Genomic DNA, 16,048 nt, shown 5'->3' on the forward strand with positions numbered 1-16,048 from the left:
GGATGGCGAACCGGCCGACGTGTTCACCGGGCGGTCCACACTCGCCGCCCCTACCCTCGAGTGGATGGAGACCACCATCGCCCAGGCCGTCGATCCCGCCGAACTGCGCAAGGCCATGGTGGCCACGCTCACCGACTCCGGCCATCTCCGCGCCCCCGCGATCATCGACGCCTTCCGCGACATCGAGCGCCACCATTTCGCCCCGGACGCCGCCGTCCGGGACGCCTACGTCGACGACGCCGTATCGGTCAAGCACGACCAGGGCGGAGAGATGATCTCCTGCATCTCCGCGCCGTCCATCGTCGCCACCCAGTTGGAGCAGCTCGGTGCGCGGCCCGGTCACAAGGTCCTGGAGGCCGGGCCGCCACCGGCTACAACGCCGCGCTCCTGGCGCGCTTGGTCGCTCCCGGCGGCCACGTGTGGACCGTGGACGTCGACTCCGACCTCGTCAGTGGAGCCAGAGACCGCCTGACGGCGGCCGGCGCCTCGAATGTGACTGTGGTGCTGGGAGACGGCGCGGCCGGGCTCCCCGAGCACGCCCCCTTCGACCGGATCCAGTTCACCGTGGGCGCCGGCGACGTCCCCGTCGCGGTCCTGGAGCAGCTGGCTCCCGGCGGGCGGCTGGTCATCCCGATGCGGATCCGCGGCAGCATCTCCCGCTCCTTCGCCTTCGAGCGCGACGGCGACACCTGGCAGACCGTCTCCTGCGAGATGGCCACGTTCGTCCCGCTGCGCAAGGGCATCTGCGACGACATCCGCACGCTCGTCCCGATGACCGGGGAAGGCAACGTGAGGCTGGAGACCTACAGTGAGCAGCTCGTCGATCGCGAGGCGATGCCGACCGTCCTGGACGAGCCCGCCCACAAGATCTACACCGCGGTGAAGTTCCGGCAGGGCTCATCCTGGCAGTGGGTGTATCTGTGGCTGGCGTGCGTCCTGCCCAACGGTCTGGCCCGGATGCCCGGCCAGCGGCCCGGCTTCACCCCGCACTTCGCGTGGGGTTCCATGGCCGCGCTCGACGGCGACACCCTGGCCTACCTGACCGTCCGCGAGGGCGAGGACAGCGAGAGCCGATTCTGGGAGATCGGCGTCATCGGCCACGGCCCGAACGCCGCCGCCCTCGCCGAGCAGGTCGCCACCGCGATCGGCGAGTGGGACCGCGACTACGGCAACGACGCCCCCGCCCCCGGCTTCCGCATGGCCACCGGCACCGCCCGCGACCTGCTGAAGACCGCCGACCCCCGCTTCATCATCGACAAACCCAACAGCCGACTCGTCATCGACTGGCCGTGAAAGGACCAGCGTGATGAACCCCGCGTGTGGCTGTGCGATAGATGGCGGATGAGAGCGGCAGTTGACGGAGACGGAGCCACCCGGAGTCGATCAAGTGGGCGGAAGTACGCCGGGTGTCACCGGCTTCGGCGCCACACCGCGCACTGAGCCGGTCGAGGAGTTGCGCCGCCGCCCGCTCCCCCATTGGCCATTTTCGTCGTAGTCTCCGCTCATGCCGATCCGGTACGCCCTCCCGCCCGACGCGGAGGTCATGGCCGAGGTCACTTGTGCCGCGTTCGCCGGGTTCGAGGACTTCGACGTCACCCGCGAGCAATCCACCGCCAACTGGCGCCGGAATCTCCTCAGGGAGACGGCCGAACGACCTCGGCCACACCACACCAGGGTCGCCGAACTGCCGGACAGGGCGGTCATCGGTCTGGTCATGGGCGGTCCGGCAGATCCAGCGCTCGGCCATGACGCCGAGATCTACGCCCTCGCTGTCCGTCCCGGACATCAGGGCCATGGCCATGGCCGCGCCCTGCTGCGGGCGGCGGCGGCCGACCTGTCCGCCGACGGGTTCGGCTCGCTGGCGATCCGGGTACTGGCCGTCAACGAACGCGCCCGCCGCTTCTACACCTCGCTCGGCGGAGTCCTCGCGGGTGAGGTACCACCCGACGAGGTCTGCTACTCCTGGCCGGAGATCGCGGCGCTCCTCTGATCCGGGCTACCCGACCCCGGCCGCGCCCCTGCCGAGGATCTTGGTGACAACCAGCCCGCCTCAGTGACAACCGGCGTGCCTCGGCTCAATTCAGCCAGATCTCACAGCTGCAGCGGCGCCACCTATCGCTCACAGCCACACGCCGCCCGCATTCCACTGGGCCGACGTCTACGCCCACGTCGAGGCGTTACCGTGCTGAACCGACCGGGTCCAGCGCGGCCGACAGCTTGGTGACGAACCGGTGCATCTGCGGGTCCAGGCGCGCCCCCGCCCATGCCGCGGCATCACCGAGCCCGAACCAGGCGCTGTTGATTCGTCCGCACGTCATCCTCCGGCCCGGCGAATACGTGGGCCGTCTGCCGTGGTGGCTGCGGCGATTCAGCCGCGGCGGCACGGTGCTCGCTCCGGCGCCCGCGAGCAGAACCATCCAGCCGATCGACGTCCGCGACGTCGCCCGTTTCACCCTCGACCTGGCCGCCAGGAACGCGACCGGCGTCTACAACCTCGCCACACCGATCGGCCGGGACACCTACGGGGCCATGCTGCAGGCATGCGCGCAGGTCACCGGCGCGTCAACTGAGATCGTCCGGGGTGGATGAGACGTGGCTGGCCGAGCGCGGTGTCACCGAGTGGACCGAGGTGCCGCTGTGGCGCACCCTGCCGACGGCGTGGGCCATGAGCACGCACAAAGCCGAGGCCGCCGGGCTGGTTTGCCGTCCGCTGCGGGAAACCGTCGCCGACACCTGGACCTGGTTGCGCTCAGGCGCAACGGCTGTGGCGCACGAGCGCGTCGCCGAGCACGGCCTCAGCAAAGCGCGGGAGGCCGACCTGCTCCAGCAATGGATCAGCCGCGCAGATCCTTGATGAACGCGCGGTTGATCTCCGGATCCCGGCCGTCCACGTAGCGGTCGGTGGGCCGATAGTCGAAACTTCGGTAGAGCGCGAGCGCGGCGGTGTTGCGCACCCCGGTCTCCAAGATCGCGCGTTCGGCCCCGTTGCGAACGGCATGGCGTTCGAGTTCTGCCAGGATGCGGGTGCCTGCGTCATATGCCCGGTAACCACCGCAGGAGACGGGAACCTCGCCCAGATAACCGACGAGGAACACTCCGCTGGGGGGAACATAGGCGGCGGGGTCGGCGTCGTAGGGGTCGGCGTAGCCGTATCGCGCGACCTGCTCATCGAACAGGCCACGCACCAGGCGTAGCGCGTGCGCATGATCGTAGGCGCGCTCCAGGACCGCGAAATGCCGCAGGTCGGGTGGTTGGGCGATGCGGTCGGTCATGATGGTGTCAATGCCTGATCGAACTCGGGGAGAAAGGTCGACGCTATCGGGGATCGCCGGCGTCGCGCGAAGAGCAGACGAAGGCTGCGCCGATAGGCGATGAGCCCGGTCATCGATACGGTTGCCACCTGGCGGTCAGATCGCCCGCCGTGAAGCTATGCATGCGCTGCTCCCATTGAGGCCGTATCGCCGGGTTGCTGCGCAAAATGGGCAGCACGCTGGTCACCAGTTTGAGCTCGCGAAGCCGCCGTAGAACGGGAAAGCCTTCCCATCGAGTCACGTCGAAGCCGTATCTCTCGGCCAGTGGCCGGTGCTCGTCCACGGGGTAGTCCATCCGCAGGCTGCCGACCGCCACCGGGGTCAGGTCCCATTCACGCGGACCGATCCCCGTGCTGTCGAAGTCACACAGCACCGGCCCTTGTGCTCCGGCGATGACGTTCCCGAGGAACGCGTCCCCGTGGATGACCCCAGGTGCAAGCACATAGCCGATCGTGGTGAGCTGTTCTTCCAGCTCATCACACTCATTCAGCAGGAAGGCCCGGTCATCAGCGGAGAGGTCTTCTGGTTCGGCCAACCGTTGACGGATTTCGGTCATCGGCCGCCACGGCGGCAGGCTCTGTGGCGGATCGGGCAGGAGGTGCAGGCGGTGAAGCAGGGCCGCCAGATCGGCGCCGCTGGGAGGCGGCCCCACCTCCGGTATGCACTCCCACAGGGTGATCATGTGACCGTCCACACGCAGCGGCTGCTCGATATCAGGCAGCAGCCGCACCGCAGGGAAGTCGTGGCGCGCCAACCAGCGGGCGACCTGCACCACCGTCGGCACGCGAACGCGCGCGGCCGTAGATCCAGCGATGCGCACCACGACGGGCTCCTGGCGGAGACGGAAAACGGCGTTGTTGGTGAACTTGATCAGCTCGGCGTCTTGGGGCGAAAGCCCTACCCGGTCACAGACTGTGGCTAGCAAGTCATCGAGCCGTTCGCGGGTGAGTCGGTCGCCGGAGTTGGTGGCCGCTGTCATGCCGCACGCAGAGTCAAGATTTGCTGGGCGAGGTCACGAGCGTCCGGGTAGTGCGCTGCCCGGCTCATGGCAGCGTCTTGCAGGGGGGCCAGGCGGTCAATGACTCGCGTTGACTGGATCTCCGTCGCCAACGTGACGGCCTGGTGGCCAGTGTCGATCCCGTTTGCCATATCACCTCCGTTGAGTTGCACCGTGGCAAGAGCGGTCAACTCGAATGTGCGGCTGCGGGTCATGCTCGGGTCGCGGCCGGCTAGGAGCTGTTCGGGGTTCGGATCCAGGTGCTGATGGACGCGCTGATCGCCGAGGCCGCATCGCGCGGGCAGGCCGCCGACTGCCCGCGGTTCATCACCGTCCTGAACAAGATCCGCTTGCTGGTGGTGTACGGCCGCCACGACCTGCTCTACTCCCGGTGCGGTACCCCGATCAGGCGCGATCCTTTGATGAACCGGCTGTCCTGCCCCTGCCCGAGATGCCGGCGACGGCCGCGCTGACCACGGCGAGCGCCGCTCCCACCCACATCACCGCGGAGAGCGACACGCCGTCCACGATCCGACCGCCGGCGAACGAGCCGAGCGCGATGGAAACGTTGAAGGCACCGACGAAGAGCGCCGTGCCCATTTCGCCGCCGCCCGACCGCATGATCCAGAGTTGCAGTGTCACCCCCACGCCGCCGTAGCCCAGGCCCCACACCACGAGCACGATCAGGGGCAGGCCGATCAGGGGCAGCGCCGCCGTGGAGAGTGCCATCAGCACGGCCAATGTGATCAGGACCGGCTTGGGGTTCCTGGCCGCCCATGCGCCTGCCACGAAGTTGCCGACCACACCCGCGGCGCCGTACAGGAGCAGGGCGGCGCTGACGAAGGTGGGACCGGCGTGCGAGACCTGCTCCAGGAACGGCCGGACATAGGTGTAGGCCGCGAAGTGGCCGGACACGATCAAGACGGTCAGGACGAGGACGACCTTGAGCGGGCCTGAGAGCCGCGCGAGCCACCCCTCCGACGCCCGGGTGGGAGACTCGTGGGGCAACGGCTCGGACGCGCGAGCTCGGGATTCGCCGGGTAGGGGCGGCAGGGTGGTGGCCAGCAGCACGATCAGGGCCAGGGCCAGCACCCCCATGGAGATGAACGCGGTCCGCCACCCCGCGAACGACGAAATGAACGTCCCCACGGGGACCCCCAGTACCGACGCCACCGACACCCCGGCCAAGATGATCGACGTGGCCCGCCCGACGGACCCTTCGGGCACCAGCCGTAGGCCGAGGCCGGCCGCGAAGGCCCAGAACCCGCCGATACTCACCCCGGTCAGCACCCGGGCGGCCAGCATGACGGGGTAGCTCGGCGCGAACGCGCCCGCCAGGTTGGCCACCGCCAGCAGCGCCATCAGCCCCAGCAGCATGACGCGCCGGTCGAGCCGTCGGGTGGTGATCGCCAGCACGGGCGCGGAGACGGCGGCGACCAATCCGGGCGCCGACATCATCAGCCCGGCCGTCCCGTCGGAGACACCGAGGGTGGCGGCGATCGAGGTCAGCAGGCCAACGGGCAGCATCTCGCTGGTCACGATGGTGAAGGTGCCCACCGAGACCGAGAACACGGCGAGCCAACGCGCCCGGGTAGTGGCGGAGACGTCAGTCATGGTCATGCCAGCCAGCTTCCTGTCGACCACCGGTGGGAACAATGGCGAAGGTCGAAGGCTTGGTTTAGGTGGACTAAGCGATCAGACGGAGGCGAAGATGGAGTTCAGGGAGCTGGAGTGCTTCGTCGTGCTCAGTGAGGAACTGCACTTCGCGCGTACGGCCGAGCGCCTCTACCTGTCGCCTGGCCGGGTGAGCCAGCTCATGCGCTCGCTGGAGACCAGGGTCGGCGGCCGGCTCTTCCACCGGACCAGCAGGCACGTGAGCCTCACGCCCTTGGGCGAACGTTTCCTGGCCGACCTGCGCCCCTCCTACGACGGTCTCGCGAATGCGGTCAGCCAGGCCAAGGCGGCCGCCCGCGAGGTGACAGGCGTGATCAGGATCGGTTTCCTGGCCACGCCCACGGAGGTCGTCACCGACAGCGTGCGCGCCTTCGAGCGCCGGTACCCGGGGTGCGAGGCGGAGCTTGTGGAGATCCCGCTCTCCGACCCCTTCGGAAAGCTGCGGGCCGGGCGGGTGGACATCGCGTTCACGTTGCTCCCGGTGGACGAGCCCGATCTGGCGACGGGTGAAGGGCTGAATCGGGTCTCGTACCAGCTCGGTGTCTCCTCGCGTCACCCGTTGGCCGCCCGTTCGAGCATCGGCGCGGAGGAACTGGCCGACGTGCCTCTGATCGGCCTGGACGGCCCAGCTTCACGCATGTGGCGCGAGCGTGTGGCACCGTCCGCCACTCCTTCCGGCCGTCCCATTCCCCTGGCCGGTACGGTGGCCACCAGTCAGGAGGGCCTGACCCAGGTGGCGCTCAACCGGGGTGGCATGTTGTTCTGCACCCCCACGGCGGCTCACCACAGACGCCCGGACATCACTTTCGTCTCCGTCACGGGGTTGCCGCCCTCGATTCTCGGCCTGGCCTGGGTGAAGGCGGCGGAGACGGCGGCGATCCGGGCGTTCAACGAGGCGGCCGTCGGGCACGCGCTAGGAGCTGTTCGGGGTTCGGATCTAAGGCCTGTTCGGGGTTCAGATCATCGGGTTGCGGATTCTTCTGCGCGGCGCCGTCTGAGCCTGACAGAGCACAGGACATGACGCGTGGTGACCTCACCGATGACGAGTGGGCCCTGGTCGAACCTCACCTGCCGCGGGGAGAACGGGGCCCGGTCCCGGACCTGCGACGGCACTTCAACGCGGTGATGTGACGCTTCCGCACCGGCAGAATGGCGGGGGCCGGCTTTCCGCTTCGGCAAGACCCCGGAGAGCTATCTGGCCGGGCTTCACCTGCGAGGCGCCATCTTGTGGATCCGAAGCCTCCAACCCGCCTGAAGATCCGAACCCCGAGCAGGCCCTAGTGCTGTGGTGAGGCATTCCGCGGCGGCCTCGAGGTAGTACAAGTAGCTGGGAGCGTCATCGGCCGCGGCCAGCAGGTGGTGGGCTTTCTCCGAGGCCGCTCGGAAACCTGACAGATCGCCCGCGGCGCAGGCTCGCCCAACCTGGTAAGAAAGAACGGACCTCCGTGGACAAACGATGGCGGCCGACCCTGGGGTTAGTGGACAAACGATGGCGGCCGACCCTGGGGTTATGGGGCGAGCACCGCGGCGGGACGCTCGTCAGCCAAGGGCGAGCAGGAAGTCGAACTCACCGCCCTTTGCACCGAGGAGCCAAGCCTTAGCCTCAGCCGGTGTGTATACGTGAGGAAGACGTTCGGGGTGCTTGGAATCGCCGATCAAGACATGCCGGCCCTCATTTCCTTCGAGGATTCCGATTCGAACGCAGTCTCCACCTCCTCCGCTGTGGGAGGAGACCGTCCACTCGACCTTCGTAAGGTCGAGATCGGCGGGGTTTGGCTTGCGTGCTGTCACTACCGTAGCTCCTTGATCTTTTCTTTGAGGCGTATGACGGTGGCGTCGGGCTCCAATGCCTTCTTCCACAGTCCAGCGAAGACCTCGGTGTAACGCTGAACATCCGCCTCTTCTTCGAGGTACACCGAGCGGCTCATGGTCTCGACGCAGACGACGTCGGGTGTGGACTCAGGAAATCCCATCAGTACGAAGGGACCAGCCAGGCCCGGATGGATTGCGATGACCTCTGGCAAGATCCGGATGGTGTGAGGGGGCTCTTCGGAGGCGGTAAGCAGTCGCTCTAATTGGGCTCGCATGACCGTCTGGTCGCCGACCGTCCGCGACAGCGCCCCTTCTGCGATGAGGGCCTGAAAGTCTCGCAGAGGGCCCTTTGCGAGTTCCTGTTGTCTGCTCATGCGGAGCGCAACCAGCCCCTTGATCTCGACCGGTGTCAGATCGGGGCGCATTCCCTCAAGGACCAGACGGGCGTACTGAGGGGTCTGATATAGGCCAGGGATGAGGGCCGTCTGAAAGCTGTGCATCCGAGACGCTCGACGTTCGAGCGTCAGGAACTCCTCGAACTTCATTGAGCCGATCACCGCAGAGTATTTACGCCAGAGCGCCGGCCTCCGGCGCCTGGTCGTATCCACGCTGAGGAGACCAAGGATGTGATCGCGTGTGGCGGTGTCGGTCTGGTAGCAGTCAAGGAGAGCTTCCGCAGTCTCCCTGGAGACGCCGCGCTTGCCGTTCTCTATTCGGCTCAGGGAGCTGTTGTCGATCTTGATGCCGCGGTCCCGCAGGAGTTGCGCGACCCCGACAAGGGTCAACCCCGCGATGTCACGCAACTCCTGTAACCGGCTGCCGAATTCGCGGCGCGTCAGCGACCACATCGGCCCATTCATCTGCGCCATGGATGCCAGTGTGACGGGTCGGCGGGCTCTCTACAACCAAACTATCGAGCAATCTGCTCGGTCATATTGCTAACAGCACATCAGAGGAGCATCCTAGCGAGGGCCACGAAGTGTACGACCGCCGTCGCCGCTCGTGGCACATCACCTGGCCGAGCTCATCGTCGTGGAGATCGTCGAGCACAGCTCGACCTGCCCCAAACCGGCGAGTTTGTAGGACGTACCGCTGCTGACATTCGATCAGTAGAAATGACAGAGGATACGCAGGGAGGCGACGGTGACTCAGGCGACTCTCTTCCGCAAATTGGTCCAAGAACACGACTGGACCACGGTCGAGACGTTCAGCATCCACTTCGGCCGGGCCGCCCGAAATCTCGCCGAGCGAACGGGGGAAGAGCAACTGGCCGCCGTCACCGTGTCTCGGCGCAGCTTCGACCGCTGGATGCGCGGGGATCTCAGCGGGACTCCCCAACGCAACACCCGCCGTATCTTGGAGCACCTGTTTGACGAGCCGGCTGTCAGACTGTTCCGTCCAGTTGGCGCTGTCACGTCGACCGGATCGGTTCCAGCGTCGGAGAGCTGCGACGCCTCTGCGGCCGTGGCCGCTTCGGGCCTGACCGTCTTACCCCCTGCAAGGATCGATCCGGCGCTCGTTCCTCACTGGAACGGACTACTTCACATCCTCGCGGCCACGCATAACGCCTTCGGTCCACACCGCATGCACGGCACCGTGACCCGCGAGATGGAGGTGATCCGAGACCACCGGCTCCGTGCTGATGGCCTGATCCGTGCCGGCCTCCTCGGCGTCGAGGCCCGATGGGCGGAGTTCGCCAGCTGGACCGCCGAAAACCTCGGCAGCGGTGACGAGGCCGCTTTCTGGCTCGGCCACTCCCTCAGCCTTGCGAGGGAGGGGAACGACGCCTCGATCGAGGCATATGCCCTGATGCGGCAGGCGCAGCGCGCCGCTGAGCGGCGGAACGCCCAGGAGGCCCGCGAGCTCGCGAGTGCTGCGGGTGCGACAGCTGGAGCGAGTGACCGAGATCGTGCTCTGAGCGCCGTACGCCTGGCTCAAGGTCACGCGCTGGCCGGTGACGGCCGATCATGCTTGAGGGCCCTGCAGATGGCTTACAAACTCGTCGAACGTGCTGACGAATCCGGAGCAGACGACGATCCGGCCACGATCGGCCATCACTGTGTGCGCGCGTACGTGCAAGCTCACGAGGGGTACTGCCAACTCTTCCTCGGGCAGCCGGCCAATGCCGTCGACCTGCTGGTAGAGGCACTTGGCTCGTGGCCGACGAACCTTCGGCAGGATGAGCAGCTCGCGCGGGCCTGGCTGGCACTGGCGTATGCCGCCGATGGTCACCTGGCCGAGGCGGCCGACCAGGGGTCCGCCGCGCTCGCTCTGACTGCGGCCAGCGGGTCGGTACGCGTCATCCGCGCGTTGCGCGCCCTCGACCGACGGCTAGCCACAGGAACCGGTCCGCCTGCGGAAGTCATACAGTTCCGCTCTGCTCTGGCGCTCACAGCCGCAAAGATGTGATCATGAAGGTACTCACCACTGCGACGACAACCGACGAGGCCGAACGCGCCGCCAAGGTGGCCGTGTTGCCAATCGGCAGCTTTGAGCAGCACGGCGGCCATCTCCCGCTCACCACTGACACCCTCGTGGCCAGCGGGATTGCCCACGCGCTCGCCGAGGAATACCAGCTTCTCCTACTGCCTCCGATCACCATCGCCTGCTCTCATGAGCACGCCGGATGGGCGGGCACCGTGAGCATCAGTTCCCGGACCCTCGCGGCGATCATCAACGAAGTCGCCGAGTCCCTCGAACGCTCCGGCATCGAGTACCTGGTACTCGTCAACGGGCACGGAGGCAATTACGTACTGTCGAACGTCGTTCAGGAGGCCAACGTCGACCGGCCGCGCATGGCCCTGTACCCGGGACGCGAGGACTGGGCCCGCGCCCGGCACGCCGCTGAACTGAGCAGCAGCGCCCACGATGACATGCACGCTGGAGAAATCGAGACCTCGATCCTTCTGTACCTGTGCCCGGAACAGGTCCGCAACAGCTACAAGCACGCCGACCACGTCGCTGACCGACCTCACCTACTGATTCACGGGGTCAGTGCATACACGCCGAACGGCGTCATCGGCCAGCCGTCCTTGGCGACTGCGGAGAAGGGAGCGGCGATCTTGGCCAATTTGACCGCGACCTTCATCGCCACTCTCAAGGCGCTGCAGGACAACCCGTCCGCCAACGGGCCTCGGAAATCCCCTGCATCTGGGCGTCGCATACAACAACCGGGCCCCAGTCGTCGGTCCGGTCATTGATCTTGTAGGGCGGCTCCGCGCGCTCTCGCTTGTCCAGCTCGACGTGACCACCGCACAGCTTGTGCGGCTCCGCTGTGAGGGCACGACCGACCGGTGGGATGGCGTTCGGTCCGGCCCCTTTCCCTACGATGCCCCTATCCGCATGCCGCAGCGAGCGAAACGCCGCATGTGTGTGTCCGTCGACCGAGATCCGCCTGTTCGCCATGTGTGTTGAAGCCCTAACGGGCGGCCTTCTCCTTGAACATTGGGGCGCTTTAGAAAGGGCTCGATCCTCGACACCAGGGCTCAGCTGCCGCTCTACCTGCTCCGTGGCGTTGCGACCCGTCTGCGATGATTCGAGAGTCATTCGAATTTCGTGACATTTGGGCTACAGGTGGCGGCCAACGACGGATGCTCGCCCGACTGCTGTCTACTGCGGCGCGCCGGGTTCACCGCTGGTCATCAACCCGGATTGTCGCACAGCCCGGTGATGATCAAGGAGTTCCCGGAAACGTGCTGAGTATCGGCACACCTACCACCTGCCTGTCTCGATCACGCTGTCAAGACATCGAAACGATTGAGGCCAGTGGCCGCTCAACACCTATAAGGGCCGGTCGGTACGGAAACGCTGGCTCAAGTTCGGCAGACACCTTACCGAGATCGGAACATGCCCGGTGAGCGTGAGGTGCACCAACAAGGGCCGGAGATAGCCGTCCCTTCCGCCTCATGCCTTTCGGATAAAAGCTCGCTCTCTATGACGATCGGTTATGCCGGACCGCCGCCATTTCGTGGCCATTTCTATGCGCGGCGTCCCCCAATCGTTCGGCGAATTGCACCGATTATCCCGATACTGCCTGTCGGCCTGTGAGGCGGCGCCATCGGAAGTGGCGAAAAAGTGGCGATGGTTTGGCGTATCGGTGCCACGAACTGTGCGCCATGGTTGAACCCGGGCCGATCTCGGTCCGCGCCGCAGGGCGTCTCGAATGCGAGGAGACGAGGGTGCCTCCGACCACCGCTGAGCTGATCCCGGACGAAATCTTGGGAGAGCTGATAAACCACGACGATATCGACCTCACCGACCTCGAGGCCCCTCAGGGGATCGCTCGGGAGAGGGTGCGTGCAGCGTTGATTGGCCGTGCTAACACGGGTGAGATCGACGATGCGGTCCTCGTGGCCGACGAGCTCATCGGGAACGCTGTGCAGCATGCCGGTGGCCCGATCTCCCTGATGCTCGACATCTACGAAAACGGCGCCGTAGTAGGAGTCCTTGATCGAGGGACCGAGATCGATGTGGTTGGCTTTCAGCCGGCGCCAGGCCCCGACGACTTGGATGGGGGCGGCGAGGCAGTCGATATTGACGATGTGCCGGAAAACGGCCGCGGCATATTCATCATCGCCCTTCTCTCCACTGCTTGGATGGTAAGAAAAGCGAAAGGCGGCAAAGTGGTAGTTGCCGTCTTCGTCCTGACCGGCGGTGGCCTGTAATGACTATCTCGAATTTCACCACACGGCACTTGTGTCGAGGGATATTCGCGCATCCTCTAGGCATTCACTGCGCTGCTATCGGTGAAAATGTGACAGGCCTCGGCGGCATGCCTATCCCCGCCGTCGTCGAGGACGCATATTTCCTCAACGGATTCCGACACGCGGTCGAACGCGGGCGACGCTTCTGGACACCGCGGACTCCTACGGGTATGGGCACTCGGAACGCGTCATCGGGCAGCTTCTTCGGGAGTACCCGGATCTGCCGCTCCAGCTGAACAGCAAGGTCGGCCGGGTGCGGGGGTCGGCTGGGTCATCGGCCGCGCCGGGAAGCGTTGGCGGGTCCGCAACCTGGGGATGAGCGCCCCCCACACCCGCCTGGCATGAGGAAGTGCGAGACAGCCCAGCCGAGACAGATTCGGCGTGAGCGCGAGCCCCGAAGGCCAGCACTTCTGGCTGGATCACCCGAGGAAGACCCTCACACCCTGAACCGGCGGCAACGTGGCACGTCCCTGCCCCGCGTTGCCACGCCCCGATCCGGCGCGTTGTTCGGGCCCCGGCCCTGTCCTTCACGGCAGGCTGATAGCAAAAAAGAAAAGGAGAGAGATGAAGCTGAGCGACCTTCTGGCCGGATACGACCACCAGGTACTTCAAGGCGACCCGGAGCTGGCCGATGTCAGGGCGGGCATCACGTATGACTCGCGGCGGACGACTTCCGGATCGATGTACATCGCGATGCGCGGCACCCGCTCCGATGGCCACCGGTATGTGCGTGACGCTGTCGAGCGTGGCGCGGTGGCGGTGCTGGTCGAACACCCGATCGCCGAGGAGCTTGCGCCGCGGGTGTGCGTGGTGCAGGTGGCCAACACGCGTGCGGCCGTCCCCACGGTGGCCTCGCGCTACTTCGGCGAGCCGGCCAAGGAGATGAATGTCGTCGCCGTCACCGGCACCAACGGCAAGACCTCCATCTCGTACATGGTCGAAGCGGTGCTACGCATCGGGGCGAAGGCGCGGGTCGGGGTCATCGGTACCGATGGGTATCGCGTCGGCCACGAGCTGATCCTGGTGAACAGGACCACCCCCACCACTCCGGAGTCTGTGGACCTGCATCACATCCTGCGTTGCATGCGTGATCGCGGCACGGGCACGGTGATCATGGAGGCGTCGTCGATCGCATTGACGCGGCACCGCGTTGAATGCGCCGACATCGACGTCGGCATATTCAGCAACTTGACGCCCGATCACCTCGACAGCCACGGCAGCATGGAGCAGTACAAGCAGGCCAAACTCCGGCTGTTCAGCGGAATGTGCCGCCGGGCGGTGGCCAACGCCGACGACCCGGTCAGCGCGGACATCGCCGCGTTGATGCCCGGCGCGGTGACCACGTTCGGCATCGACGCGGCGGCGGATTTCCGGGCGACCGATCTGACGGTAGAAGCCGCCGGCACCCGCTTCGTCCTGCACCACGACGGTCGTCAAAGGCTCGCCCAGGTGCCCATCCCGGGCAGGTTCGCCGTGCACAACGCCCTGGCCACGGTGGCGGCCTGCCACGTGCTGGGCCATGACCTGGACGCCGTCGTCGATGCTTTGGCGGTGCTGCCGCCGATCCCCGGCCGGTTCGAGACCATCCAGACGCCCGCAGGGGTGTCCGTGGTCGTGGACTACGCCCACTCCGCCGACTCCTTGGAGAAGGTGCTGAGCACGATCGGCGGATTCGCACCCGGCCGTATCATCACGGTCTTCGGCTGCGGCGGGGACCGGGATAGGACCAAGCGCGCACTCATGGGCGAGATCGCCGCAGAGCGTTCGGACTTGGTGATCGTCACCAACGACAACCCGCGCGGCGAAGACCCGGAGACGATCGCGGACCAGATCATCGCCGGGGTCGCCAAGACCGGTACCGAGCATGAGCGGATCCTCGACCGCCGGGCGGCGATCCAGCGGGCGCTGAGCGTCGCCAAGGCCGGCGACGTCGTGCTCATCGCGGGCAAGGGCGCCGAAACCTACCAGATCATCGGCGGCGAAACCGTGCACTTCAATGACATGGAGACTGTGCAGAAACTGGCCGCGGGCTCCTTGGCATCCTGACGACGCCGGCGGCGGCCCGCTGTCCTGTAGCGGCAGGTCCGCCGCCGAACCGCCGCCCCCTCCCCCCCCTTTCACCGGCTGGACACCCCCGCCGCTCCCCCTTGAGGCTTCGTATGTTCCTTAACCATGCGCGGATTCTGATCATCGGACTGGGCATCAGCGGCGAAGCCGCGGCGGCCTTGTGCGCCGCACGCGGATCCGCCGTCACCGTTACCGATACGCGCGGCACCGACCAGTTGCGTCCGGCGCTGGAGCGGCTCGCCGACCTTCCGATCTCCTACCATCTCGGCGCCGAGCCGCCCCCCTGCGGAGGCTTCACGCTGATCATCCGTAGCCCGGGGATACCGCGCGATCTGCCGGTGCTCACCGCGGCCCGCAGGGACGGCATCCCGGTGTGGAGTGAGATCGAACTCGCCTCCGCCGTGTGCCCCTGCCCGAGCATCGCCATCACCGGCACGAACGGAAAAAGCACCACCACCATCTTGGTGGGGCAGCTGATGCGCGCCGCCGGCCGTAGCACGCACGTGGTCGGCAACATCGGCGCACCGTTCGCCTCAGCCGTTGCGGCCATCGACGCCGGGGACGTCGCGGTCGTTGAGGTCAGCTCCGCGCAACTGGAGGACTGCCACGCCTTCGCCCCCACCACGGCGGTGCTGACCAACCTCCGGCCCGAACACATGGACCACTACGTGTGGCAGGACTACGTCGCGGCCAAGGCGCGGATCGTGCGCAACCACACCCCGGACCACTCCACGGTCGTCAACTACGACGACGAGGTATGCCGGACGATCGCCGAGCAGGCACCCGGACGCCTGATGTACATCAGCCTGCAGGAGCTGCCCGCCGGCCTGGAGGGGGTGTGTGTGGCCGGCGACCAGGTGGTGGCCCAGGACGCGCAAACGCGCAGCGTCATATGTGCCCGCCGCGAGCTGAAAGTGCCCGGCGCGACCGCCAACCTCCTGGCCATGATGGCGGTCGGAGTGCTGTGGAAGGTCCCGGTAGCGGTGATCGGCGGCGTCGCCGCCGGATACGCCGGGCGCGAGCACGTCATCGAACCCGTCATCACCGCCCAGGCAGTGGACTACTACAACGATTCGAAGGCGACGAATCCATGGTCAACGCTGCACGCCCTGGACGCCTTCCCCGGCCGGCCGGTGGTCCTGATCACCGGCGGTAAAGACGACAAACGGGCCGAGGTCGCCCCGCTGGTCGCCGGGCTGGCCGGGCGGGTGCGTCACGTCATCACCATGGGGCAGAGCGGGCCACGCATCACCGCCGCCCTGTACGCGCGCGGCTTCACCGCCGTCACGCAGGCCGCCGCCCTCGCCGAGGCGGTCGCCCTGGCCGCCGCCGTGGCTCACGCCGGAGATGTGGTGCTGTTCAGCCCCGGAGCCAACAGCAAGGACATGTTCACCGATCACCGCACGCGCGGGGAGCTGTTCAAACAGCACGTGCGGCAGCTCGCCGCCCAGCCCGGCGGCGCACAGATGTCAGCGAGGTGACGG

At 66.8% G+C, this 16,048-nt stretch carries 17 protein-coding genes; 11 read left to right on the forward strand and 6 right to left on the reverse strand.

Annotation, left to right across the window (positions count from 1 at the left end):
* The first annotated feature begins 64 nt into the window (after nt 1–64).
* The 5 genes from ACQPYK_RS49910 to ACQPYK_RS49930 all read left to right on the forward strand — a co-directional run bounded on the left by ACQPYK_RS49910 (nt 65) and on the right by ACQPYK_RS49930 (nt 2,854).
* Complete coding sequence (locus ACQPYK_RS49910; protein WP_433259333.1) at nt 65–472, forward strand: hypothetical protein; 408 nt, start codon at nt 65–67, stop codon at nt 470–472.
* Entirely contained in the window at nt 427–1,293 is an 867-nt protein-coding gene (locus tag ACQPYK_RS49915) for a hypothetical protein (protein ID WP_433259335.1), read from the forward strand. Before ACQPYK_RS49910 ends, ACQPYK_RS49915 begins: the two co-directional genes overlap by 46 nt.
* 211 nt (nt 1,294–1,504) lie before the next feature.
* Nucleotides 1,505–1,990, forward strand: coding sequence for an N-acetyltransferase family protein (locus ACQPYK_RS49920; protein WP_433259337.1), 486 nt, complete (start codon nt 1,505–1,507; stop codon nt 1,988–1,990).
* A gap of 308 nt (nt 1,991–2,298) precedes the next feature.
* On the forward strand, nt 2,299–2,589 hold the full coding sequence (locus tag ACQPYK_RS49925; RefSeq protein ID WP_433259339.1) for a hypothetical protein: 291 nt from the start codon (nt 2,299–2,301) through the stop codon (nt 2,587–2,589).
* The gene (locus ACQPYK_RS49930) at nt 2,582–2,854 is read left to right on the forward strand and encodes a hypothetical protein (RefSeq protein WP_433259340.1); all 273 of its coding nucleotides are present in this window, start codon (nt 2,582–2,584) and stop codon (nt 2,852–2,854) included. Before ACQPYK_RS49925 ends, ACQPYK_RS49930 begins: the two co-directional genes overlap by 8 nt.
* On the opposite strand, the gene ACQPYK_RS49935 is transcribed toward ACQPYK_RS49930, so the two are convergent.
* The 4 genes from ACQPYK_RS49935 to ACQPYK_RS49950 all read right to left on the reverse strand — a co-directional run bounded on the left by ACQPYK_RS49935 (nt 2,835) and on the right by ACQPYK_RS49950 (nt 5,928).
* Nucleotides 2,835–3,272: a GNAT family N-acetyltransferase gene (locus ACQPYK_RS49935; protein WP_433259342.1), complete on the reverse strand. Its 438-nt coding sequence runs from the start codon at nt 3,270–3,272 to the stop codon at nt 2,835–2,837. The two genes, ACQPYK_RS49930 and ACQPYK_RS49935, sit on opposite strands and share 20 nt — an antisense overlap.
* Nucleotides 3,273–3,381: 109 nt before the next feature.
* Complete coding sequence (locus ACQPYK_RS49940; protein WP_433259344.1) at nt 3,382–4,290, reverse strand: phosphotransferase enzyme family protein; 909 nt, start codon at nt 4,288–4,290, stop codon at nt 3,382–3,384.
* Nucleotides 4,287–4,682: a hypothetical protein gene (locus ACQPYK_RS49945; protein WP_433259346.1), complete on the reverse strand. Its 396-nt coding sequence runs from the start codon at nt 4,680–4,682 to the stop codon at nt 4,287–4,289. The genes ACQPYK_RS49940 and ACQPYK_RS49945 overlap by 4 nt, the downstream gene beginning before the upstream one ends.
* A gap of 31 nt (nt 4,683–4,713) precedes the next feature.
* On the reverse strand, nt 4,714–5,928 hold the full coding sequence (locus ACQPYK_RS49950) for an MFS transporter (RefSeq protein ID WP_433259348.1): 1,215 nt from the start codon (nt 5,926–5,928) through the stop codon (nt 4,714–4,716).
* 91 nt (nt 5,929–6,019) lie between these two features.
* Here ACQPYK_RS49950 and ACQPYK_RS49955 point away from each other — a divergent pair, with 91 nt between their 5' ends.
* A complete protein-coding gene (locus tag ACQPYK_RS49955; RefSeq protein ID WP_433259350.1) occupies nt 6,020–7,003 on the forward strand; it encodes a LysR substrate-binding domain-containing protein in 984 nt (327 codons plus the stop codon).
* Between the two features lie 518 nt (nt 7,004–7,521).
* Here ACQPYK_RS49955 and ACQPYK_RS49960 read toward each other — a convergent pair.
* Both ACQPYK_RS49960 and ACQPYK_RS49965 read right to left on the reverse strand, forming a co-directional pair.
* The gene (locus tag ACQPYK_RS49960; protein ID WP_433259352.1) at nt 7,522–7,773 is read right to left on the reverse strand and encodes a DUF397 domain-containing protein; all 252 of its coding nucleotides are present in this window, start codon (nt 7,771–7,773) and stop codon (nt 7,522–7,524) included.
* Entirely contained in the window at nt 7,773–8,663 is an 891-nt protein-coding gene (locus tag ACQPYK_RS49965) for a helix-turn-helix domain-containing protein (protein ID WP_433259353.1), read from the reverse strand. Before ACQPYK_RS49965 ends, ACQPYK_RS49960 begins: the two co-directional genes overlap by 1 nt.
* 274 nt (nt 8,664–8,937) lie before the next feature.
* On the opposite strand from ACQPYK_RS49965, the gene ACQPYK_RS49970 reads away from it, so the two are divergent.
* The 5 genes from ACQPYK_RS49970 to murD all read left to right on the forward strand — a co-directional run bounded on the left by ACQPYK_RS49970 (nt 8,938) and on the right by murD (nt 16,045).
* Nucleotides 8,938–10,203, forward strand: a complete 1,266-nt coding sequence (locus ACQPYK_RS49970) for a hypothetical protein (RefSeq protein ID WP_433259355.1) — start codon at nt 8,938–8,940, stop codon at nt 10,201–10,203.
* A 2-nt stretch (nt 10,204–10,205) separates the two neighbouring features.
* Entirely contained in the window at nt 10,206–10,994 is a 789-nt protein-coding gene (locus ACQPYK_RS49975; protein WP_433259357.1) for a creatininase family protein, read from the forward strand.
* A 978-nt stretch (nt 10,995–11,972) separates the two neighbouring features.
* Nucleotides 11,973–12,458: an ATP-binding protein gene (locus ACQPYK_RS49980; RefSeq protein WP_433259358.1), complete on the forward strand. Its 486-nt coding sequence runs from the start codon at nt 11,973–11,975 to the stop codon at nt 12,456–12,458.
* A 603-nt stretch (nt 12,459–13,061) separates the two neighbouring features.
* On the forward strand, nt 13,062–14,543 hold the full coding sequence (locus ACQPYK_RS49985) for a UDP-N-acetylmuramoyl-L-alanyl-D-glutamate--2,6-diaminopimelate ligase (protein ID WP_433259359.1): 1,482 nt from the start codon (nt 13,062–13,064) through the stop codon (nt 14,541–14,543).
* Nucleotides 14,544–14,656: 113 nt separating this feature from the next.
* Nucleotides 14,657–16,045 carry a UDP-N-acetylmuramoyl-L-alanine--D-glutamate ligase gene (gene murD / locus ACQPYK_RS49990; RefSeq protein ID WP_433259361.1) on the forward strand — a complete coding sequence of 463 codons (1,389 nt, stop codon included), beginning with the start codon at nt 14,657–14,659 and terminating at the stop codon, nt 16,043–16,045.
* Nucleotides 16,046–16,048: the final 3 nt, after the last annotated feature.

Source organism: Streptosporangium sp. CA-135522 (assembly GCF_050949235.1).
Taxonomy (GTDB): Bacteria; Actinomycetota; Actinomycetes; order Streptosporangiales; family Streptosporangiaceae; genus Streptosporangium.

Bases quoted from the DNA above. Each gene is read 5' to 3' on its own strand.
- ACQPYK_RS49920 (WP_433259337.1), top strand. From the start codon at position 1,505: ATGCCGATCCGGTACGCCCTCCCGCCCGACGCGGAGGTCATGGCCGAG.
- ACQPYK_RS49910 (WP_433259333.1), top strand. From the start codon at position 65: ATGGAGACCACCATCGCCCAGGCCGTCGATCCCGCCGAACTGCGCAAG.
- ACQPYK_RS49940 (WP_433259344.1), bottom strand. From the start codon at position 4,290: ATGACAGCGGCCACCAACTCCGGCGACCGACTCACCCGCGAACGGCTC.
- ACQPYK_RS49985 (WP_433259359.1), top strand. From the start codon at position 13,062: ATGAAGCTGAGCGACCTTCTGGCCGGATACGACCACCAGGTACTTCAA.
- ACQPYK_RS49950 (WP_433259348.1), bottom strand. From the start codon at position 5,928: ATGACCATGACTGACGTCTCCGCCACTACCCGGGCGCGTTGGCTCGCC.
- murD (WP_433259361.1), top strand. From the start codon at position 14,657: ATGTTCCTTAACCATGCGCGGATTCTGATCATCGGACTGGGCATCAGC.
- ACQPYK_RS49965 (WP_433259353.1), bottom strand. From the start codon at position 8,663: ATGGCGCAGATGAATGGGCCGATGTGGTCGCTGACGCGCCGCGAATTC.
- ACQPYK_RS49975 (WP_433259357.1), top strand. From the start codon at position 10,206: ATGAAGGTACTCACCACTGCGACGACAACCGACGAGGCCGAACGCGCC.
- ACQPYK_RS49955 (WP_433259350.1), top strand. From the start codon at position 6,020: ATGGAGTTCAGGGAGCTGGAGTGCTTCGTCGTGCTCAGTGAGGAACTG.
- ACQPYK_RS49935 (WP_433259342.1), bottom strand. From the start codon at position 3,272: ATGACCGACCGCATCGCCCAACCACCCGACCTGCGGCATTTCGCGGTC.